We start from the raw sequence: 21,161 nt of genomic DNA on the forward strand, positions 1-21,161 counted from the left end.
TCCCCAGGGGAGCCCATCGCATGACTGCAACCATCACGCCGGACGCCTCCGCCCCCACGGCGGGGGCGCCCGGCGCGCCCCGTCCCCGCAAGCGCGTCTTCGGGCGCTACCGGCTCGCGCCGTTCATCTTCACGGTGGGAACCGCCGCGCTGTTCGCGCTGTTCTTCCTGTGGCCGGGTGTGCTCGGGCTCTCGTACTCGCTGACGGACTTCCGCGGCTGGGGCGACGCCGAGTTCGTCGGCCTCGCCAACTACGTCGAGCTGATGACCGATCCGGGCTTCTACGGCGCGCTGGCCCGCACGTTCGTCTTCACGCTGTTCGCGGTTCCCCTCAGCTACGCGCTCTCGCTCGCGATGGCGGTCGCCATCAACGCGGTGTGGGCACGAGGCAAGACGGCCGCCCGCATCATCTTCTTCCTGCCCTGGCTCGTCTCCCCCATCGTCACCGGTGTCATCTGGCGCTGGATGTTCGGCGAGAGCTTCGGCTTCGTGAACTTCATCATCCGCACCCTCGGCGGCGAAGGCGTGCCGTGGTCGTCGAACGCCGACCTGTCGCTGCTCGTCGTGATCGTGGCGTCTTCCTGGGGCGGAGCGGCCTTCAACATGCTCCTGTTCGTCGCCGCGCTCAACAACGTGCCGAAGTCGTACTACGAGGCGGCGGAGCTCGACGGCGCGAACGGGTGGCAGCGGTTCCGCAACATCACCCTGCCCTCGATCGCCCCGACCTCGGTGCTCGTGATCCTCCTGTCGACCCTCGGGCACATGAAGGAGTTCGCGCTCATCCAATCCCTCAACGGCGGCGGCCCCGGCACCCAGAACCGCCTGATCGTGCAGTACATCTACGAGACCGGCTTCAAGCAATCCGAGATCGGCTACGCCAGCGCGGCGTCCATGGTCCTCCTGGTGATCCTCATGATCATCGCCGTGATCCAGCTGCGCATCAGCCGGAGGAGCAACAACGCATGGTGACCACCTACGCCATCACCGTCCCCGACGACAAGCGGACCAAGCGCTACGAGCGCCGCCGCCGCACGCAGGGCCGCATCCGCAAGTCGATCCTCCCCACGACGATGCTCTGGGTGCTCGCGGTTCTCATGCTCTTCCCGCTGCTGTGGTTCCTGCTCTCGTCGTTCAAGCCCGGCAGCGAGCTCTTCAGCTACCCGCTGTCGTTCTTCCCGCGGGAGTGGACGCTCGACGGCTACGCTGCGGCGCTCGAGCGCATCGACTTCGCGCGCTACTTCCTCAACACCGCGATCGTGGCGACGGTCACCACCGTCCTGACCGTCGCGCTCTGCGCGATGACCGGTTACGCCCTGGCGAAGTACAAGAACCCGTGGCTGAGCGTGCTCGGGCTCTGCATCCTGTCGATGACGATGCTGCCGGGCGAGGTCATCCTCAACCCGCTGTTCATCGTCATCCGTGACCTGGGGCTCTACAACTCGCTCGCCGGTGTGATCATCCCGTCGATCATCACGCCGACCGGAGTGTTCATGTTCCGGCAGTTCTTCATCACGATCCCCGACGAGCTCATGCAGGCGGCACGCATCGACGGTGCGAGCGAGTTCGGCATCTTCTTCCGCATCATGATGCCGTTGGCCCGCCCCATCGCACTGACGCTCGCCATCATGTCGTTCCAGTGGCGCTGGAACGACTACATCTTCCCGCTCATCATCCTCGGCAACCCCGATCAGTTCACGCTGCAGATCGCCCTGCGCGCCCTCGTCGGCGCCGAGAACATCGAGTGGACGATCCTGTTGTCGGCCTCCGTGCTCTCGATGCTCCCCCTGATCGCGCTGTACCTCGTTTTCCAGCGGTACATCACGTCGTCGAACATCAATGCGGGGCTGAAGGACTGATGCCCGCGCGGGACGACCTGATCCTCGAACGCGTCGATCGTTTCGTCGGCGACCACCTCGCACGCGCGGTGGTCGCCGATCGGCGCCCCCTGACGGTCTCGGCCTGGCAGGTGCCCGACGAGGGCGATCTGCCGGGCGAGCCGGTGTCGGTCGAGCGGATGCGGCGCGATGCCGACTTCACTCCGATCGACCCCGGCTCCGCCTGGGGCCGGGCGTGGGGCACGACGTGGTTCCTCGTCGAGGGTCGGGTTCCCGCGGAGTGGGCCGGATGCGACGGCCGCGTCGAGCTGTCGCTCGACCTCGGGTTCTCACAGGCCAAGCCCGGCTTCCAGTGCGAGGGGCTGGTGCGCACGACCGCGGGGTCGGTCGTCAAGGGCCTCGAGCCGCGCAACCATCACGTCCCGGTCGTCGCCGGCGCGGGCGAGGAGTTCTCGTTCACCGTCGAGGCGGCCGCCAACCCCGACCTCTCCGGCGGCGACGACTTCCGCAGCCCGCTCGCCTTCGCCCCCACGGCGCTCGGCGACAAAGCCACCGCCGGCGCCGCCCCGCTCTACCGTCTCGGCGACATGGAGGTGCGACTCGTCGACGAGACGGTCGAACGCCTGCGTCGCGAGGTCATCGTCCTCGTGGGTCTCGTACGCGAGCTGTCGCCGACGGATCCGCGCCGAGCCCGCATCCTCGACGGTCTCGAGCGCGCGCTGTACGCGGTCGACCCCGACGATCCGTCCCACGGGGCGAACGCGGCCCGAGACATGCTCGCGCCGCTGCTGGCGTCGCCGGCCGTGGCATCCGCGCACCGCATCACGGCGACGGGGCACGCGCACATCGACTCGGCCTGGCTGTGGCCGACGCGCGAGACGGTGCGGAAGGTCACCCGGACCTTCGCCAACGTCCTCGACCTCATGGCCGCCGACCCCGATGCGGTCTTCGTGAGCTCGTCGGCACAGCATTTCGACTGGGTGCGCCGCAGCGATCCCGAGCTGTTCGCCCGCGTCGCCGAGCGCGTCGCCGAGGGGCGGTTCGTGCCGGTCGGCAACATGTGGGTCGAATCCGACGTCAACATGCCCTCCGGCGAATCGGTCGCGCGCCAGCTGCTCTTCGGCACCCGGTTCTTCGAGGAGCATTTCGGGGCACGGAGCGACGTCGGCTGGCTGCCCGACTCGTTCGGCTTTCCCGCATCGCTTCCCCAGCTGCTGCGCGGCGCCGGGCTGCGCTGGTTCTTCACGCAGAAGATGTGCTGGAACGACGGCGACACGATGCCCCACCACTCGTTCGTGTGGGAGGGCCTCGACGGTTCTCGGATCTTCACGCACTTCCCGCCGAACAACACCTACAGCGGCGATATGCGTCCGACCGAACTCGCCCGCAGCGTGCGGAACTTCGCCGATCACGCCGCGAGCTCGCGATCGCTCATGCCGTTCGGATACGGCGACGGCGGCGGCGGCCCCACCCGCGAGATGATGACCGATGCGCGACTGCAGGCCGATCTCGAAGGATCGCCCACCGTGACCTTCGGCACTCCGCGCGAGTTCTTCGTCGAGGCCGCCGACGAACCAGCGGCCCCGCCGGTGTGGGCGGGCGAGATGTACCTGCAGTTCCACCGCGGTATCTACACGTCGCAGATGCGCACCAAGCGCGGCAACCGGCGCAACGAGGCTCTCCTCGTCGAGGCGGAGCTGTGGAGCGCCGCGGCCCACGTCCGGCGCGGCACGCCCTACCCCGCCGCAGATTTCGACGAGCTCTGGCGCGAAGTGCTGCTGCTGCAGTTCCACGACATCCTGCCCGGCAGCGCCATCGCGTGGGTCCATCGCGAAGCAGAGCGGTCCCACGCTGAGACGACCGCGCGTCTCGAGGCGATCATCGCTGCCGCGATCGCCGCTCTGGTCGGGTCTGGCTCGACCCGGCTCGCGCTGAACCCCGCGTCCTCGCCCATCGGAGCGATCTCCCCCGGGGCCGCAGGACCTGCCCCGGCCGCGGCACCGTTCTCGGCCGAACCGGTCGCGGACGGCTTCCGGCTGCGCTCGGAGAGCATCGACGTCCTCGTCGGTCCCGACGGCACGCTGCGCAGCGTCCGCGCCCTGCCGGACGGCCGGGAGCTCATCCCGGCGGGGCATCGAGGCGGGCTGCTCCAGCTGCATGTCGATGCTCCCGCGAAATGGGACGCCTGGGAGCTCGACGCCTCGTACCGCCTCACGACGACCGACGTCGACGGCGGCGCGGCCCGGCTCACCGAGAGCGGAGCCGTGCACGTCGTCCACCCCCTCCCCCACGGCCAGGTGGAGCAGTGGGTCGACATCCACCCCGTCGGCGGCGCCGTGCGCATCCGCACGCGCGTCGACTGGCATGAGCGGCATCGCCTGCTCAAACTCGCCTTCCCCGTCGCCGTGCACGCGCAGGACGCCGCTTACGAGACGCAGTTCGGACACGTGCGTCGTGCACTGCACGCGAACACGTCGTGGGATGCCGCACGCTACGAGGTCTGCGCACATCGGTGGGTGCACGTCGCGGAGCCGGGTACCGGAGCTGCGATCGTCAACGACGGCCTGTACGGACACGACGCGACGCGCACGACGGACGAACAGGGAACCGTGACGACCGTTCGACAGTCTCTGCTGCGTGCGCCCACATTCCCCGATCCGGATGCAGACCAGGGCACGCACGAGTTCGTCTCGATCTTCGCGCCGGCCGAGACGACGACCGATGCGGCCCACTGGGGCACGATCGTGGGCTCGCCGCTGCGCGAGGTCGACGGGTCCGGTCCCGTCGCGCCGCTCGTCGCGAGCGACGGGACCGACGTGGTCGTCTCGGCCGTCAAGCTCGCCGCCGACGGCAGCGGCGACCTGATCGTCCGGGTGTTCGAGCAGCGCGGCGCGCGGTCGTCCGGCGCTCTCCGGTTCGACGTGCCGCTCGCCTCGCTCGAGGTCTGCGATCTCGTCGAGACCGTCGGCGGCGGCCGAGCCGGCGCCGCCACGTTGCGCGACGATCGCACGGTCGCCCTCGACCTGCGAGCTTTCGAGGTCGCGACCCTGCGCGCCCGCCTGCTGACCCCGGAGACCCCATGAGCCGCGACACCGAGATCTTCCCGCCCGACACGTTCCTGACCGATGTCGTGGCCGCCGCCGACGCCGCGGCCGCTGCCCTGATGGATGAGCCCGTCGACGTCGCGGAAGCGCCGCTCGGCCCGCACCGGGAGTCCATGCGACGCGCGAAGCTCCTGGTGGCCGTCTACCTCTCCCCGACGTCGGTGTTCACCGGCGACCCCGCCGCCGTGGCGCGCGCGGAGCGGTACGCCTCGGTCCTCGCGGAGCTGCAGTCGCCGACGGGCTTGTTCCTCGGCGGCGACAACGTCGAGTCGCCGCCCGACAGCGGCTTCACGATCAACGACGTCGGCGACATCCTCGAGCTCATCCGGCGTTCGGGCGACGATCGGTTGAGCGCCCTCGGCACGATGCTGGGGGCCATCGCCGACCGCGCAGCACCCGCGATGCTCGCCGGCGGTGTGCACACCCCGAACCACCGGTGGGAGCTCACGGCGGCGCTCGCCCGCCTGCACCGGCACCGGCCCGACGAACGGCTGGTCGAGCGTGCCCGGCACTGGCTCGCCGAGGGCATCGACATCGCGCCCGACGGCCAGTACTCCGAGCGCAGCGCGAACTACGCCGTCTACGTCTCGAACCCGTCGCTGCTCGCCGTCGCCGACATCCTCGACCTGCCCGCGCTGCGTGCCGTCGTGGAACGCAACCTCGCGTCCACGCTCGGCCTGATCCAGCCCGATGGATCGGTCGAGACCGTGCACTCCCGCCGCCAGGACCAGCGCGAGACGCGGTTCCCGCTCGCCCCCTTCGCGACGCTCTACCGCCGGCTCGCGATCGAGACCGGCCGCGCTGATCTCGCGTGGGCGGCCCGGGTCGCGGCATCCGAGCCGGTCATCGACCCCCAGACGGCACTGGCGGACGTGCTGCTGCACCCGGCCATCGCGGGACCGCTCCCCGACACCGCGGCCCCCGCGGCACGGTTGCGGAGTGTGTGGCCGTCGTCCGGGCTCGTCGTCGATCACACGCCCGAGCGCACTATCACCGTGTTCGGCGGTTCCGACTATGCCGCGGCCGGCCGCATCCGCTCGGGTCTCGCCACGAACCCGACGTTCCTGCGTCTGTTCGCGGGCGCGGCCGTGCTCGAATCGGCGCGCCTGTCACGTCACTTCTTCGGGCTCGGCCCGTTCCGAGCCGACTCGCTGACCGTCTCCGACGACGAGTTCGTCCTCGACGAGCGGCTCTCTCCCGCTTACTTCGGCCCGCTCGCCACCGAGCGCCACCGAGCGGGTGGCGACTACCGCCTGGTCGACGAAGGCCGGTTCTCGGCGGCGATGTCGTTCGACGTGCGCCCCCGCGACGAGGTCGCGCTGCACACGCGCATCGCGGTGCTTCCCTCCGAAAGCGGTGCCGACCTCGTGATCGACACCGACGGGCCGCTGTGCACGTGGAGCCTGGAACTCGCCTTCCGGCCCGGCGGGACCTTCGAGGGCGTCGAGCCGGCGCCCGACGGGACCGCCGTCCTGGCTGCGGGCACCGCGCGTTACCGCGTCGGCGACGACGCCATCGAGTTCGGCATTTCAGCCGGAGCGGATCGCGGGGTGCCCGGCGCCGCCGGTTACCTTCCGGGTGAGGACTACACCTATCTCGGCGGCACGGACGCCCTCGGCGGGCCGCGCGTCTACCTCACCGGCACGACGCCCGGTCGCGCCGAGGTGGTCCTGCGCCGCGTACGCTGACGCGCCTCGCCCGGCTTCAGTCGAACGAGACCGCGACGGCGACGCGCTCGGCGAGCGAACGTTGCGCGGCATCGGCGAGCACGAGCGCGGCACGACCGTCCTCGAACGAAGGGCTCGTCGACGCCTCGCCGCGGACGGCCTTGACGAACTCCGCCAGCTCGGCGGCGTACGACGCGGCGTAACGCTCGAGGAAGAAGTCCTGGTACGGCGGACGGGCCTCGACGCTCGCCGCCGTCGAGGCGCTGACGAGACTCGTCCCGGCGTTGGCCACCTGCAGCGAGCCGCGAGCGCCGAACGCCTCGAGGCGCTGGTCGTATCCGCTCGCGCTGTGGCGCGAGTTGATGATCGTGACGATCGCACCGGATGCCGCGCGAAGCACGGTGACCGCGGTGTCGACGTCGCCGTGCTCGCGGGCCCCGGCGTCGAACGTCGTCGTGGCCGTCGCGGAGACCTCGACGATGTCGGACACGAAGAAGCGCGCCATGTCGAAGTCGTGGATCGTCATGTCGCGGAAGATGCCGCCGGAGACCGCGATGTACGACGCGGGAGGCGCGGCGGGGTCGCGGCTGATGATCGTGAGCTGCTCGAGCTCGCCCACCTCGCCGGCGCCGACGCGCGCGTGGACCTCGGCGAACGCCGGGTCGAAGCGGCGGTTGAAACCGAGGGCCACCGGCACGCCGCTCGCCGCGACGCGGGGCCGGAGAGCATCGACGCGAGCCAGGTCGAGATCGATCGGCTTCTCGCACAGCACCGGGATGCCGCGGTCCAGGGCCGCCGCGATGAGGTCCACGTGCGTCGGGGTGGGCGACGCGATGATGACCGCGTCCACGTCGCCCGAGGCGAGCATCTCGTCGGCGGACTCCGTCGCGCGGCCGCCGAAGCGCTCGGCGACGCCCGTGGCGCCGGCGATGAACGGGTCGGCGACCCAGGTGAGCGTGGTGTCGGGCGACGCGGCGATGTTGACGGCATGGACCTGGCCGATGCGACCGGTGCCGATGAGTCCGAAGCGGATGGGGGAAGTGGTCACGGTTCTCTCCGTCTGTCGTGGGTCACAGCCAGTCGCGCAGCGCGTCGCGGTTGGTCTGCTGGTCGGCGGTGCGCTCGCGCAGGAAGGCGTCGATCGCGGTCTCGGGGCCGTTCAGGACGTCCTGCTCCACGACGACCCAGCCATCGAAGTCGCGCTCGGCCATCGCGGCCATGACGGGGACGACGTCGAGGTCGCCGTGCCCGAACGCGACGAAGACGCCCGATGACCAGACCTCGCGCATCCCCCCGCCCGCGGCGAGGACCGCGCGCAGGCGGCCGAGGTCGACGTCCTTCAGGTGCAGGTGGTTGATGCGATCGCCCCAACGGCGCACCGCGTCGACCGGGTCGCCGCCGCCGAGGGCGAGATGCCCCGTGTCGAGGGTCAGGCCGATGTCGACGCGTCCGAGGAAGCGGTCGATCTCGGCGGGTGACTCGACGAACGTGCCGGCGTGGTGGTGGAAGGTCGGCTCGAGTCCGGCGGCGCGCACGAGCGCGACCGCGCGTTCGGCGTTGCGTGCGAGGCGATCCCACGCGGCATCGTCGAGCCGGTCGACCTCTGCGCCGCGTCCGGGAGCGGCGCGGCGCGCGGCCGAGCCGTCGTCGGCGAGCGTCGGCAACGGCAGCCGGCCGCCCACAGCCTCGCCCGCGGCGACGAAGCTGCGCAGCGCCGACTCGAGCTCGGGCAGGGCCGCGGCGAACGCCTCGTCGTCCGAGAACGGCAGCTGCACCCACCCGCCGGCGAGGCCGAGCCCGAACCGCCGGAGACGCTCGGCGAGGGCGTCGCCTTCGCCGAGGAACCCCGCCGGCCCGAGGTCGACGCCGTCGTAACCCGTCGCGACGAGGGCCTCGAGCATCTCGTCCGCCGTGACGGTCTCGGCGCCGTCGGGGGTGAGCTCGAACACCCCGAAGCTCACGGGCGCTCCGGCGACCGTCGCTTTCATGCTTCTTCCTGTCCCAGCAGGGGCCGCTGCGTGCCGCGCTGCCGCTCGTAATCCTCACGGGCACGCGCCGTCGTCTCGAGTTCGGCGACCTCGGCCACGGGCACATCCCACCAGCCCGAGCCGTCCGGGGCGTAGATGAGGGGGTCGGACTCGACGTGGATGACGGTGGCGGTGTCGGCGGCCTTCGCGCGCGTCACCGCGGCGGTGAGCTGCGCCGCGGCATCCGGTCCGGGCGCGATCTCGATGACGTCGACGCCGTAGCTGCGGGCGTTGGCGGCGAGGTCGACGGGCAGCGTCTGCCCGCTCTCGAAGTTGCGTGCCTCGTCGTCGAGCATGCGGTAGCGCGTGCCGAAGCGCGCGGATCCGACCGTCTCGGAGAGATGCCCGATCGAGGCGTAGCCGTGATTCTGGACGATCACGACGATGATCTTGATGCGTTCGGCGACGGCGGTCGCGAGCTCCGAGTGCAGCATCAGGTACGACCCGTCGCCCACCATCGTGATGACGTCGCGGTCGTCGCCGGCGGCGAGCAGCGCGCGCTTCGCGCCGAGAGCACCGGCGATCTCGTACCCCATGGTCGAGAAGGCGTACTCCACGTGGTAGCCGAGCGGATCGCGAACACGCCAGAGCTTGTGGAGGTCGCCCGGCAGGGATCCGGCGGCCTGCACCATGACATCGGCGGGGTCGGTGGCGGCGTGCACCGCGCCGATCAGCTCGGGCTGTCCGGGCCGGTCGAGGTGCGAGGCGACGAAGGCCGCGTCGACCGCGGCGTCCCACCTCGCCTTGTGCTCGGCGATGCGTGCGGCGTACTCCCGCGACACGTGGTGGCGGGCCAGGTCGCGCAGGGCCGCCACGAGCGTCTCGCGGGCGTCGGCGATGACCGGCAGATCGGTGCCGTGCTTGTGCGCGTCGAACGATGCGACGTTGACGTTGACGAAGCGCACCGACGGGTGCTGGAAGGCCGTGCGCGACGCCGTGGTGAAGTCGCTGTAGCGCGTGCCGATCCCGATGACGACATCCGCGTCTGCGGCCAGGGAGTTCGCCGCTGTCGTACCGGTGGAGCCCACCGCCCCGACGTACTGCGGGTGGTCCCAGGGCATCGACCCGCCGCCGGCCTGCGTCGTGGCGACCGGGATGCCGGTGCGGCTCGCGAACTCGGCGAGCGCCTCTTCGGCGCCGGAGTAGATCACGCCGCCCCCGGCGACGATCAACGGGCGTTCCGCGGTCGCGATCGCCTCCAGAGCCCGGGCGAGTGGGCCTGCCTCGGGCACCGGGCGACGCACGTGCCATTCGCGGTCGGCCAGGAATTCCAGCGGCACGTCGATCGCCTCGGCCTGCACGTCCTCGGGGAGCGCGATCGTCACGGCGCCGGTCTCGACCGGGTCGGTCAGCACGCGCATCGCCGCCAGCGCGATCGAGAAGAGCTGTTCGGGACGCTGGACCCGATCGAAGAACCGCGAGAGCGGCCGGAAGGCGTCGTTGACGGTGAGGCCGATGTCGCCGGGCTGCTCCAGCTGCTGGAGCACCGGGTCGGCGACGCGGGTGGCGAAGGTGTCGCTCGGAAGCAGGAGCGCCGGCAGCCGGTTGGTCGTCGCGAGCGCGGCGCCCGTGAGCATGTTGGTGGCGCCCGGGCCGACGGATGCCGCTGCCGCGAACGTCGCCCGCCGCCGCCGCATCCGGGCGTAGCCGACCGCCTGATGGACCATCGCCTGCTCGTTGCGCGCCTGATGGTACGGCATGAGGTCGGGGGCGCTCGCGTTCAGCTGAGCGAGGGCCTGTCCGATCCCGGCGACGTTGCCGTGGCCGAAGATGCCGAGCACTCCGGGGATCGTGCGTTCGCGGATGTCGCCGTCGACCGTCCACTGGTGCGCGAGGAACTCCACCAGCGCCTGGCTGACCGTCATCCGTCTCGTGCGGGTCATCATCTCTCCTCGTCGGCGCCGCCGCCGTATGGCAGGCGCGGATCGATCTGCTCGGTGCGCCAGGTCTCGCGCACCCAGGCGTGGGCGGGGTCGTCGCTGATGAGCCAGGCCCGCTCGGGCCCCGGGCCGGCCATGACGTTCAGGTAGTAGAGGTCGTAGCCGGGGGCTGCCACGGCGGGACCGTGATAACCGTAGGGCACGAGAGCGATGTCCCCCGTGCGCACCTGCTCGTCGATCGCGATCTCGCCGACGGGCGAGGAGGTCGTCGAGAACAGCCCGAATGCCGCATCGGGGTCCGCCGCCGGGCCAGCACCGGCGACGGGCGCGCTCTCGAAGTAGTAGATCTCCTCGAGGCGGCTCTCGTGGCCGGGCACGTGCTCGTCGTGCTTGTGGGCTGGATACGACGACCAGTTCCCCGCCGGGGTCACCACCTCGCAGACGATGAGACGGGCCGCATCGAGCGAGCCCGGGGTGCCGAAGTTGTGCACCTGACGGCTCGATGCTCCCGCGCCGCGCAGTTCGACAGCCACTTCGTCGGCGGTGATGTGACGGCTGGGGTGCCGCTCGTCGGTGGGCGACGAGGCGACGGCGACCCGACCGACGCCGGTGATGCGAAGCGTCGACCCCGCCGAGACGTACAGGACGTCCGTCGGGCCGGCGAACACCGAGGGACGTCCGCGGAGGACCGTCCTCCGCGGCTCGAGACCCTCGCGGTGCTCGACGGTGAAGCTGCCGCGCAGGGGCACGACGATCCGCTCCGCGCCGTCGTCGTCGAGCGCGACCTCGTCACCCTCCGCGAGCTCGGCCACGTGCAACCCGGTGTGCTGCCACCCGGGAAGAGCCGCGTCGACGACGCTCTCCCAGACGCCGTGCGCGAGCGCGCCGCGCCGGTGGAACCAGGTGGCGCTCATCAGGAGTTCTGCGGGAAGCCGAGGTTGATCCCGCCGTGCTCGGATGAGCCCCGGGTCGCCGGGTCGAGCCACCGGCTCGTCACCGCCTTCTCGCGCGTGAAGAACTCGAAACCGTGCACGCCGTACGCCTTCGCATCACCGAAGAGCGACTGCTTCCAGCCGCCGAACGAGTGGTAGGCCACCGGCACCGGGATCGGCACGTTGATACCGATCATCCCGACTTCGACCTCGTTCTGGAACCGGCGTGCGGCGCCGCCGTCGTTCGTGAAGATCGCGGTTCCGTTGCCGAAGCGACCGGAGTTGATGAGCGCGACGCCTTCCTCGAAGGTCGCGACGCGGACGACCGCGAGCACGGGTCCGAAGATCTCCTCCTGGTAGGCGCGTGACGAGGTCGGGATGCCGTCGATCAGCGTGGGCCCGAAGAAGAACCCGTCCTCGTGCCCGGCCACCGAGAACCGGCGCCCATCGACGACGATGCGGGCGCCATCGGCTTCGGCGATGTCGACGTATTCCGAGACCTTGTCGCGGTGGGCCCGGGAGATGAGCGGCCCCATGTCGGGCTCGGTGTCGGCCGAGCCGTCGCCGACGCGCAACGCCGCGATGCGGTCACCGATCCTCGCGATGAGCGCGTCGGCGACGGGCTCGACGGCGAGCACCACGCTGATGGCCATGCAGCGCTCCCCCGCCGCACCGTACCCGGCGTTGACGGCCTGATCGGCGACGAGGTCGAGGTCGGCGTCGGGCAGCACGAGCATGTGGTTCTTCGCGCCGCCGAGCGCCTGCACGCGCTTGCCGTGGCGGGAGGCTGTCTCGTAGATGTACTGCGCGATGGGAGTCGAGCCGACGAACGAGATCGATGCGACGTCGGGGCTCTCCAGCAGGCCATCGACGGCGAGCTTGTCTCCCTGCAGCACCGTGAACGCGCCGTCGGGGAGTCCGGCCTCCTGCCAGAGACGCGCGAGCCAGAGCGCCGCGGAGGGGTCCTTCTCGCTCGGCTTGAGCACGACCGCGTTGCCTGCGGCCAGCGCGACGGGGAAGAACCACATGGGGACCATCGCCGGGAAGTTGAACGGCGACACGATGCCGACGACTCCGAGAGGCTGCTTGATGGAGTAGACGTCGATGCCCGTCGATGCGTTCTCGCTGAACGCGCCCTTGATCAGGTGCGGGAACCCGGTCGCCAGCTCGACGACCTCCTGGCCGCGCAGGATCTCGCCCATCGCGTCCGAGACGACCTTGCCGTGCTCGGCGGTGATGATGCGGGCGAGCTCGGGCTTGCGGGCGTTCAGCAGCTCACGGAACGCGAACAGCACGCTCTGGCGACGTGCGACGGAGTACCGGGACCAGACCTCGAACCCTCGCCGCGCAGACGCGATGGCCCGCTCGATCGTCTGCTCGTCGGCGAGCGCCACCTCGCCGCTGACCCGCCCGGTCGCCGGGTTGAAGACCGGTGCGGTCCGGGTGCCGTCGGGCGCGTATTCGGCTCCGTCGATCCAGTGCGGGATGACGGGGACGTCGCCGGTCGGGTCGGCGGTCGCGGATGCAGCCATGAGGGGGGTCCTCTCGGAATCGGGCGTCAGGGGTGGACGAGCCGTGCGGCGATGTCGATCGCCGTTTCGACGTCGTCGTCGTGCGGGTACAGGAGGGTGCGGCCAACGGTGAGCCCGCGTACGCCCGGCAGGGCGAGCGCGTTCTCCCACGAGCGGTAGGTCTCGTCGGGCGATGCGCCGTTGTCGCCGCCGAGCAGCAACGTCGGAAGGGTCGTCGCGGCCATGACCCGCTCCATCTCCTCGACCACCGGCAGCTTCATCCAGGTGTAGGCGCTGCTGGCGCCGAGCCCCGACGCGATCGCGACCGAGTGGATGACGGCCTCGGTGGAGAGGTCGTTCACCACCGTCCCGTCCACGCGGCGGCTCAGGAAGGGCTCGAGCATGATGGGGAGCTTGGCGGCTGCGGCCTGCGTCACGGCCCGCGCTGTCGCTTCGAGGGTGTCCGCCGTCGCGGCGTCGGCGAGGTCGATGCGCATCAGCGTCTTGGCGAAGTCGATCCCGCTCGCCGTCATCGTCGGAACGTCGTAGGCCGTGAAGCGGTCGTCCATCTCGAAGCTCGCACCCCGCAGCCCGCCGCGGTTCATCGAGCCGACGACGATCTTGTCATCGAGCAACCCGAGGAGGGCGAGGTCGTCGATGATGTCGGGGGTTCCGAGCACCCCGTCGACGCCCGGGCGCGACAGCGCGATCGCCAGGCGCTCCAGGAGGCCGTCACGGTCGGCCATCGCGAGCGGATTGCCCCCCACCCCGAGAGCCCCGCGGGCGGGGTGGTCCGCGGCGACGATGAACAGACGTCCGTCGCCGCGCGTGAGCGGCCTCCGCCGCCGTTCCGCGAAGGCGCGGGCGATCCGCTCGGGTCGCTCCGCACGCGCTTCGCGGACGGCTTCGATATCGACGCGGCTCAACGACCGACCTCCGTCAGTGCGCCCTCGACCTCTGCTGTGGTGGGCATGGCGGTGGAGCATTCCAGACGCGATGCCACGATGGCGCCGGCGGCGTTCGCGAAGCGCAGCATCCGTTCCAGCCCCCACCCTTCGAGAAGGCCGTGGCACAGCGCGCCGCCGAACGCGTCGCCCGCACCGAGTCCGTTCACGACCTCGACGGGATGCGGCGGCACGATGACGCTCTCGTCAGCCGTGCGCGCGAGCACGCCTCGCGGTCCGAGTTTGACGATCGCGAGAGAGACGCCCCGTGCGAGCAGCGCTTCTGCGGCCCGATCGGGATCGGTCTCACCGACGGCGACCTCGCATTCCTCGCGATTGCCGACGACGATGTCCACGTGACCGATGGCGTGTTTCGCGAACGCGGTCGCATCGGCCCGGTCGTCCCAGAACATGGGCCGGAAGTCCAGGTCGAGGACAGTGTGGGAACGGCGCTGGCGCGCGTCGAGCGCGGCCAGGTGGGCGGCGCGGCTCGGTTCGCGGCTGAAGCCCGTGAGGGTGACCCACAGGATGCGCGCGCGCCGGATCGACTCCGCATCGAGGTCGGACGCCTCGATGTTGAGGTCGGGCGCCGAAGGCTCGCGGTAGAAGTACAGGGGGAAGTCGTCGGGAGGGAAGATCTCGCAGAACGTGATCGGCGTCTTCAGGACGGGGTCGACCCCGACCCCGGAGGCATCGACACCGAGGCGTTCGAGCTCGGCGAGCAGGTAGCGGCCGAACGGGTCATCGCCCACACGCGATACGAGACCGCTCGCGCGACCATGGCGCGCCGCTGCGACCGTGACATTCGCGGCGGAACCGCCCAGGAACTTCCCGAAGGTCGACACGTCCTCCAATCCGACACCGTGCTGCAACGGATAGAGGTCCACCCCCAATCGGCCGAGCGCGAGGAGATCTGCGCCCGGAGCGGTCTCAACGCTGTCGTGCACGGGCTACCGTTCTCTCCGTTGCGGCGGTCATGTCCTAACAATAGCTCAATAGCAAACGGGGAGACAAGGGTGACTGCCGCCCAGGGCGAAAAAGATATATTGTCGGCACATTCGCGCTTCCGCACCCGGCGCGTCGAGGGGATGACACGACGATGACCACCGCCGACACCGTCTGGCCCGAGAGCATCGGCGCCGAACTCGATCGGACCGGCCCCGTTCCGCTGTACTTCCAGGTCTCGACGCGGCTCGAGCACGAGATCCGCACGGGGAACATCGCGCCGGGCGCGCGCCTCGAGAACGAGATCGCCATCGCCGAGCGACTCGGCCTCTCCCGGCCCACGATCCGTCGCGCCATCCAGGAGCTGGTCGACAAGGGGCTCCTGGTCCGCCGCCGCGGCGTCGGCACGCAGGTCGTGCAGGGCCAGGTCACGCGCCAGGTCGAACTGACGAGCCTGTACGAAGACCTCGACAACGCCCAGCAGGGTCCGGCGACACGGGTCCTCGAGCACGAGGTGCGCGCTGCCGACGCGGCGAGCGCGATCGCCCTCGGGGTGGCGGAAGGCTCCGACATCCTCTACCTGCGCCGACAGCGGCTCACCGGCTCGACGCCGATCGCGATCCTCGAGAACTATCTTCCCGCCGACCTCGCCGACCTGGGTCGCGACGACCTCGAAGAGCGCGGGCTCTACCAGCTCCTCCGCGCCCGCGGCATCGCGATCCGCATCGCGAAGCAGAAGATCGGCGCCCGCCGCGCCCAGGGCGATGAGCACACGCTGCTGGGAACCGAGCGCGGCGGACCGGTGCTGACGATGGAGCGCATCGCTTTCGACAACACCGGCCGCGCGATCGAGTTCGGTCACCACTGCTACCGACCCGACATGTACACCTTCGAGACGACGGTCGTCGCCCGCTGACGGGTGCTCAGCCGAGCACGACCTCGGCTTCGGAGAAGAACTGATCCACAGCCTGGTCCACCGAGGTGGTCCCGAGGCCGAGCGACTTGCCGAGCTCCCAGAACGTCTGCTCGAGCGAGCCGTACCCGGCGACGGGCACGGGCGGAGCATCGCCGATGCGGTCGGCGGCCGACTCGATGTAGTCGGCGACCTGCTTGTCGGCGCCCTCGAGGGCGGCGCCGGCGAGCTTCGACGTCGACGCCGGGAACCCGAGCGTCGTGCCGAAGACCTGACCCGCCGCCTCGGAGTTCACGACGAAGTCGAGGAACAGCGCTGCCGCCTGCGGGTGCTCGGTCTTGGCCGAGATCGCAACCTGGAGGCCAGCCTGACGGTAGAGGTCCTTCGAGCCCTCCTTGGCCGTGGGCGGGGCGACGATCGAGATCGACGAAGCGCCCGAGTCGGCGAGGTAGCCGCCGAGGAAGTTGCTCCAGCTCATCTCACTGGCTGTCAGAGCCGCCCCGAAGCCCGACTTGGGCGAGAGCTCCTCGAGACGCTGCTGCGGCACGGTGACGCCGTCGCGCAGGCCTGCCCCACTCTCCCAGAACTCGCGCAGCTGATCCTTGGTGAAACCGAGCTCGCCGTCGTCGGTGTACAGGTTGCCGCCGTCGGCGCGAAGCGCCAGCTCGAACACCTGGATGCGCTGGGTGTAGTCGGTGCCGCCGTAGATCGAGCCGCCGGTCGTGTCGGTGACCTCGGCCATCCACTCGTCGAATGCGGCGAAGTCGGTGCCGCCGTCGGGGGCCGCGACGCCGGCCTGGGCGACGAGGTCGTCGTTGACGAAGTTGGCCCACAGGCTGTAGCCGGTCGGCAGCGAGTACTGCGTGCCGTTCAGCGCTCCGGTGCCGAGGAGCCCGTCGTCGAAGGTGGTCATGTCGATCTGGTCGGCGACCTCGGCGAGGTCGAGCAGGTTGCCCGATTCGCCGTACTGCCGCAGGTAGCTGTCGGAGAACTGGAAGACATCCGGCAGTCCCCCGCCTGCGGCCTCGGTCTGCCGCTTCTCCCAGTAGCTCGGGAAGTCGGTGAAGCTGACGTTGACGGTGATGTTCGGGTACTCCTCGTTGAACGCCGCGATCAGCTCGTCGTAGCGCTTCGCGCGGTCGTCGTTGCCCCAGAACGCATAGGTCAGCGTGACCTTCTCGTCGGGATCGAACGCGGCTGCGGGAGGCGTCTGCGCGCCGCCGCATCCGGTCAGTGCCAGCGCGCCGGCGGCGACGATGCCGACGGTTGCGAGCAGGCGGTTGGCCTTCATGGGAGTCCTTTCATCGGGAGCGGGCCCGGGGGGACGGGTCTCAGGTGCGGCGCGGTCGCGCCGGGATCGCGACGACGGCGAGCGCCGCGCATCCGATGCCGGCCACGAACAGCGGCGGCAGCGCCCAGGTGACCACCACGACGAAGGCCGCCGTGGCGAGGAGGTAGAGCGTTCCGGCGAGGTCGCCGCGTGCGGCATCCGGGATCGATCGGATCGCGCCCCGCCAGCCGAGCTCGGGGCTCCATGCCCCGGCGGCGAGGAGCAGGGCAACGGCGAGAGCGGCGAGCCCCGCCCAGCCGACCGCTTCGACGACGGCGCCACCGGGGAGGAACCCCGACCGGGCCAGGTCGATGTCGAGCAGCAGGACGAGCGTCACGACCAGCGCCACGAGACCGACGGCCGCGCCCGGCAGCAGCCCCGAGCGGACATCGGCCCAGAACAGTGAGAGCCGTGAATCGTCGGCGGCGACGTAGCGACGCAGATGCCGCACCCCCGCCGCGAGCGCGACCGGAAGCGTGACGACCGCGAGCGAGACGACGCCGATGAGCAGCCCGATCAGCAGCACCTCGCCGAGCAGGGCGAACGCCCCTGCTGCGCCGGGATGCCGCAGCTGCGGCCGCGCCTCGAGGGTCGGTCCGCTGCCGGAGCGGTCGGCCCGCACCGCGTCACGCTGTGCGCGCCGCGTGCGGGGACGCTCGTCGGTCGACATCGCTAGCCCTTCAGACCCTGCGTGGCGACGCCGTCGACCAGGAACTTCTGGAAGACGATGAAGAAGAGCAGGATCGGGACCAACGCGATGAACGACGCCGTCACGGTCGCGCCGTAGTCGCTCGACGAGGTCTGGTCGTTGTAGAGGCGCAGCGCGATCGGCAGCGGGTAGTTCTCGGGGCTCGTGAGGTAGAGCAGCGGGCCGAGGAAGTCGTTCCACGCCCAGATGAAGCTGAAGATCGCGCACGTGATGAGAGCCGGCTTGATGAGCGGCAGGATGATCGACCAGAAGATGCGCAGGTGTCCCGCGCCGTCGATCTTCGCGGCCTCGTCCATATCGCGCGGCATCTGCCGGATGAACTGCACGAGGAGGAACACGAAGAACGCCTCGGTCGCGAGGAACTTCGGCAGCAGCAGCGGCCAGTACGTGTCCACCATCCCCAGATTGTTGAAGATGATGTACTGCGGGATGATCACGACGTGGAACGGCAGCAGCAGCGTGCCGATCATCGCGGCGAACAGGATGCCGAGTCCCTTGAACTGCAGGCGGGCGAAGGCGTAGGCCGCGAGCGCCGACGACAGCACGGTCCCGATCACCGAGACACCGGCGATGAGCAGCGAGTTGGCGAAGAAGCGCCACATCGGCACGCCCGCGATGCCCTCGGCGACCTTGATGTAGTTCTCGATCGTCGGCGCGTTGGGCAGTAGCCCCATGTTCTGGCCGAACTCGCTGTTGGGCTTGAACGTCGACAGCAGCAGCCAGACCAGCGGGTAGAGCACGACGGCGGTGATGACGATCAGCACGGCGAACCAGATGATCGTCTGCCAGGTCTTGCGCTTGACCCTGCGTCGCGCGGGCGGCATCGGCGTGGTCTGCTGCTCGGCGAAGATGGCTTCGCTCGTGAGCGGTGAGGTGGGTGACGTGGTCATCGGTTGTCTCCCGAGTAGTGCACCCACGACTTCTGGGTGCGGAAGAGGATGAGGGCGATGATGGCGACGACGACGAGGAGCACCCACGCGATCGCGGCGGCGTATCCCATGCGGCCGTCGGCGAATCCGGTCTTGTAGAGGTAGACCGTGATGAAGTTCGTCATCCCGGCGGGGCCGCCGGTGCCGTTGGAGATGATGTAGGCCGACCCGAACACCTGGAACGCGCCGATGAGGCCGAGCAGCAGGTTGAAGAAGATGACGGGCGAGAGCATCGGCACCGTGACGGCGCGGAAGCGGCGGACGGCGTTCGCCCCGTCCATCTCGGCCGCCTCGTACAGCTCCTTCGGGATCTGCTTGAGGCCGGCGAGGAAGATCACCATCGTCGCGCCGAACTGCCAGACGGCCAGCAGGATCATCATCGGCAGGATGAGCCCGGGGTTTCCGATCCATCCGCCGAGGTCGATGCCGAACACGTTCAGGCCGTTGTCGACGGGGCCGTCGGTGGCGAACATCGCACGCCACACGATCGCGACCGAGACCGAGGCGCCGATGAGCGAGGGGGCGTAGAACGCCGAGCGGAAGAACGCCGCACCACGGTCGCGGTAGTTCAGCAGCAGCGCGATCAGGAGAGCGGCGATCAGCGAGATCGGCGTTCCCACGAGCACGTAGATCAGGGTGATCTGCGCCGACTGCATGAAGCTCGGGTCGTTGGTGAAGAGCCGGATGTAGTTGTCGAAGCCGATCCACTTCGGCGGCGAGAAGATGTTGTAGCTCGTGAAGGACAGGTACAGCGAGTACGCCATCGGAACGAGCGTGAGCCCGAAGAACCCGACGAGCCACGGCAGGAGGAAGCCGTACCCCGCGATGTTCTCGCGGACGGCGCGCTTGCGGGCGCCGGGGCGGTCGAGGTGTTCGGGCCGCTGCTTGCGGACGAGGCCGCGGCGCGACGAGTCCTTGGTGACGATCACCCGTGTGGCGGTAGTGGTCACGATGCTCCTGAGGATGCGGGGAGGATGCGGGGCCCGCGGGCCGGCGCAGAGCGCCGGCCCGCGGGAGCGGGTCATCCGTTGAGGGTGATGTCCATCTGCGAGAAGAAGCGATCGACGGCTTCGTCGACGGTGATCGTGCCGAAGGCGAGCTCGGTGCCGAGCTTGCGGAACTCCTCCTCGATCGTGCCGTAGCCGACGATCGGAACGGGCGGCGCGTCGCCGAGGCGGTCGGCGATCGACTCCTCGTACTCCTTGACCTGCTGGCTCAGCGGGTCGAGGTCGGCCGCGTCGAGAGCGGTCTGCGAGGCCGGCAGGCCACGGTTCGTGCCGAAGATCTCGCCTGACTCGGGCGAGTTCACGAGGAAGTTGACGAGCGTCGCCGCGGCAGCGGGGTGCTCGGTCTTCGCCGAGATCGTGTGGAGCATCGAGGGCTTGAGGTACAGGTCCTTCGCGCCCTCCTTCGTGACCGGCGGGGCGACGAGTCCGAGCTCGGTGTATCCCTCGCCCAGGTTGCCCAGGTAGCCGCCGCCGAAGTTGTCCCACGTCAGCTCGCTCGCCGTGAGAGCGGCGTCGAAGCCCGAGAGCGGCAGGGCCTCCTCGAGGCGCTGCTGGCCGATGACGGCCCCGCTCTCGCGGAGCTCGGCGCCGTCCTCCCAGAACTGGGTCAGTCGCGCCTCGTCGAAGCCGGGCTCGCCGTTCTCGTCGAACAGCTGCGACCCTTCGGCGCGAAGCTGGAGCTCGAAGTTCTGGATGCGCCCGGTGTAGTCGGTGCCGCCCCAGTACGCTCCCCCGGACGCGTCGGTGACGCTGGCGATCCAGTCCGAGTAGTCGTCCCACGAACCGCCGTCGAACTCCTCGACACCGGCCTGCTCGATCAGCTTCGGGTTCGTGAACATGCCCCAGGCGTTCGTCGACGTCGCGATGCCGTAGGTCGTGTCACCCACGACACCGATGTCGAGGATGTTCTGCGGCAGCGCGTCGGTCTCGATGATGTCGCCGAGGTACGGCTCGAGGTCGAGCAGGAGGTTGTTCTCGGAGTACTGCCGCAGGTACGAGTAGTCGAACTGCATGACGTCGGGGAGCCCGCCGCCGGCGGCCTCGGTCTGACGCTTCTCCCAGAACTCGGGGAAGGTCAGGAACGTCGCGTTGACCGTGATGTTCGGGTATTCCTCGTTGAAGGCCGCGATCGCCTCGTTGTAGAGCTCCGCGCGAACGTCGTTGCCCCAGAACGCGAGGTTGAGGGTGACCTTCTCGTCGGGATCGAAGGTCGCGTCCGCGGCGGGGGTGTCGCCGCCGGCACAGCCCGCCAGGGTGAGCGCGGCGCCCGTCGCGATGGCGACCGTGGCCAGTGCCCGCTTTCTGCTGAACATCATTGTCCTCTCTGCCGAACGTCGTCGTCTCGGTGCGCGCGAACGTCCATTGTCCGTGTGTGCAGGTGCGCGCCGCCCCGCTGTCGGGAAAGCGCTTGCCGGCAACGGTACTACGC

General features: G+C 70.0%; 17 protein-coding genes. 5 read left to right on the forward strand and 12 right to left on the reverse strand.

The window, feature by feature from the left end; all coding sequences use genetic code 11:
- Positions 1-20 precede the first annotated feature (20 nt).
- From DEU36_RS06725 to DEU36_RS06740, 4 genes are read left to right on the forward strand one after another with little or no spacing between them, the layout of a single operon-like run.
- On the forward strand, positions 21-968 hold the full coding sequence (locus tag DEU36_RS06725) for a carbohydrate ABC transporter permease (protein ID WP_220700898.1): 948 nt from the start codon (positions 21-23) through the stop codon (positions 966-968).
- A complete protein-coding gene (locus tag DEU36_RS06730) occupies positions 962-1,855 on the forward strand; it encodes a carbohydrate ABC transporter permease (protein ID WP_120263473.1) in 894 nt (297 codons plus the stop codon). The genes DEU36_RS06725 and DEU36_RS06730 overlap by 7 nt, the downstream gene beginning before the upstream one ends.
- Positions 1,855-4,917, forward strand: a complete 3,063-nt coding sequence (locus DEU36_RS06735; protein WP_120263474.1) for a glycoside hydrolase family 38 C-terminal domain-containing protein — start codon at positions 1,855-1,857, stop codon at positions 4,915-4,917. The genes DEU36_RS06730 and DEU36_RS06735 overlap by 1 nt, the downstream gene beginning before the upstream one ends.
- Entirely contained in the window at positions 4,914-6,626 is a 1,713-nt protein-coding gene (locus DEU36_RS06740) for a hypothetical protein (RefSeq protein WP_120263475.1), read from the forward strand. The genes DEU36_RS06735 and DEU36_RS06740 overlap by 4 nt, the downstream gene beginning before the upstream one ends.
- 16 nt (positions 6,627-6,642) lie before the next feature.
- Here the strand turns inward: DEU36_RS06740 and iolG are convergent, their stop codons facing one another.
- Genes iolG through iolC form a run of 7 tightly spaced genes read right to left on the reverse strand, consistent with a single transcriptional unit; the run spans position 6,643 to position 14,846 of the window.
- Positions 6,643-7,653, reverse strand: a complete 1,011-nt coding sequence (iolG, locus tag DEU36_RS06745; protein WP_120263476.1) for an inositol 2-dehydrogenase — start codon at positions 7,651-7,653, stop codon at positions 6,643-6,645.
- Between the two features lie 22 nt (positions 7,654-7,675).
- Positions 7,676-8,593 (reverse strand): sugar phosphate isomerase/epimerase, encoded by a 918-nt coding sequence (locus DEU36_RS06750; protein WP_120263477.1) that lies wholly within the window; start codon positions 8,591-8,593, stop codon positions 7,676-7,678.
- Complete coding sequence (iolD, locus tag DEU36_RS06755) at positions 8,590-10,518, reverse strand: 3D-(3,5/4)-trihydroxycyclohexane-1,2-dione acylhydrolase (decyclizing) (protein ID WP_396652156.1); 1,929 nt, start codon at positions 10,516-10,518, stop codon at positions 8,590-8,592. Before iolD ends, DEU36_RS06750 begins: the two co-directional genes overlap by 4 nt.
- On the reverse strand, positions 10,515-11,426 hold the full coding sequence (gene iolB / locus DEU36_RS06760; RefSeq protein ID WP_120263479.1) for a 5-deoxy-glucuronate isomerase: 912 nt from the start codon (positions 11,424-11,426) through the stop codon (positions 10,515-10,517). The genes iolD and iolB overlap by 4 nt, the downstream gene beginning before the upstream one ends.
- Complete coding sequence (locus tag DEU36_RS06765) at positions 11,426-12,976, reverse strand: CoA-acylating methylmalonate-semialdehyde dehydrogenase (RefSeq protein WP_120263480.1); 1,551 nt, start codon at positions 12,974-12,976, stop codon at positions 11,426-11,428. The genes iolB and DEU36_RS06765 overlap by 1 nt, the downstream gene beginning before the upstream one ends.
- 26 nt (positions 12,977-13,002) lie before the next feature.
- Entirely contained in the window at positions 13,003-13,881 is an 879-nt protein-coding gene (locus DEU36_RS06770) for a deoxyribose-phosphate aldolase (RefSeq protein WP_120263481.1), read from the reverse strand.
- Positions 13,878-14,846 (reverse strand): 5-dehydro-2-deoxygluconokinase, encoded by a 969-nt coding sequence (gene iolC / locus DEU36_RS06775; protein WP_120263482.1) that lies wholly within the window; start codon positions 14,844-14,846, stop codon positions 13,878-13,880. Before iolC ends, DEU36_RS06770 begins: the two co-directional genes overlap by 4 nt.
- 152 nt (positions 14,847-14,998) lie before the next feature.
- Here iolC and DEU36_RS06780 point away from each other — a divergent pair, with 152 nt between their 5' ends.
- A complete protein-coding gene (locus DEU36_RS06780) occupies positions 14,999-15,760 on the forward strand; it encodes a GntR family transcriptional regulator (protein WP_120263483.1) in 762 nt (253 codons plus the stop codon).
- 7 nt (positions 15,761-15,767) lie between these two features.
- Here DEU36_RS06780 and DEU36_RS06785 read toward each other — a convergent pair whose 3' ends face one another.
- From DEU36_RS06785 to DEU36_RS06805, 5 genes are all read right to left on the reverse strand, one after another.
- Positions 15,768-17,048, reverse strand: coding sequence for an ABC transporter substrate-binding protein (locus DEU36_RS06785; RefSeq protein WP_120263484.1), 1,281 nt, complete (start codon positions 17,046-17,048; stop codon positions 15,768-15,770).
- Between the two features lie 40 nt (positions 17,049-17,088).
- Complete coding sequence (locus DEU36_RS06790; protein WP_120263485.1) at positions 17,089-17,757, reverse strand: hypothetical protein; 669 nt, start codon at positions 17,755-17,757, stop codon at positions 17,089-17,091.
- A 2-nt stretch (positions 17,758-17,759) separates the two neighbouring features.
- A complete protein-coding gene (locus tag DEU36_RS06795; RefSeq protein ID WP_120263486.1) occupies positions 17,760-18,686 on the reverse strand; it encodes a carbohydrate ABC transporter permease in 927 nt (308 codons plus the stop codon).
- On the reverse strand, positions 18,683-19,675 hold the full coding sequence (locus DEU36_RS06800) for a carbohydrate ABC transporter permease (protein WP_120263487.1): 993 nt from the start codon (positions 19,673-19,675) through the stop codon (positions 18,683-18,685). Before DEU36_RS06800 ends, DEU36_RS06795 begins: the two co-directional genes overlap by 4 nt.
- 71 nt (positions 19,676-19,746) lie before the next feature.
- Positions 19,747-21,045, reverse strand: coding sequence for an ABC transporter substrate-binding protein (locus DEU36_RS06805; RefSeq protein ID WP_120264409.1), 1,299 nt, complete (start codon positions 21,043-21,045; stop codon positions 19,747-19,749).
- Positions 21,046-21,161: the final 116 nt, after the last annotated feature.

It is taken from the genome of Microbacterium sp. AG238 (assembly GCF_003610405.1).
In the GTDB taxonomy this organism is placed as follows: domain Bacteria; phylum Actinomycetota; class Actinomycetes; order Actinomycetales; family Microbacteriaceae; genus Microbacterium.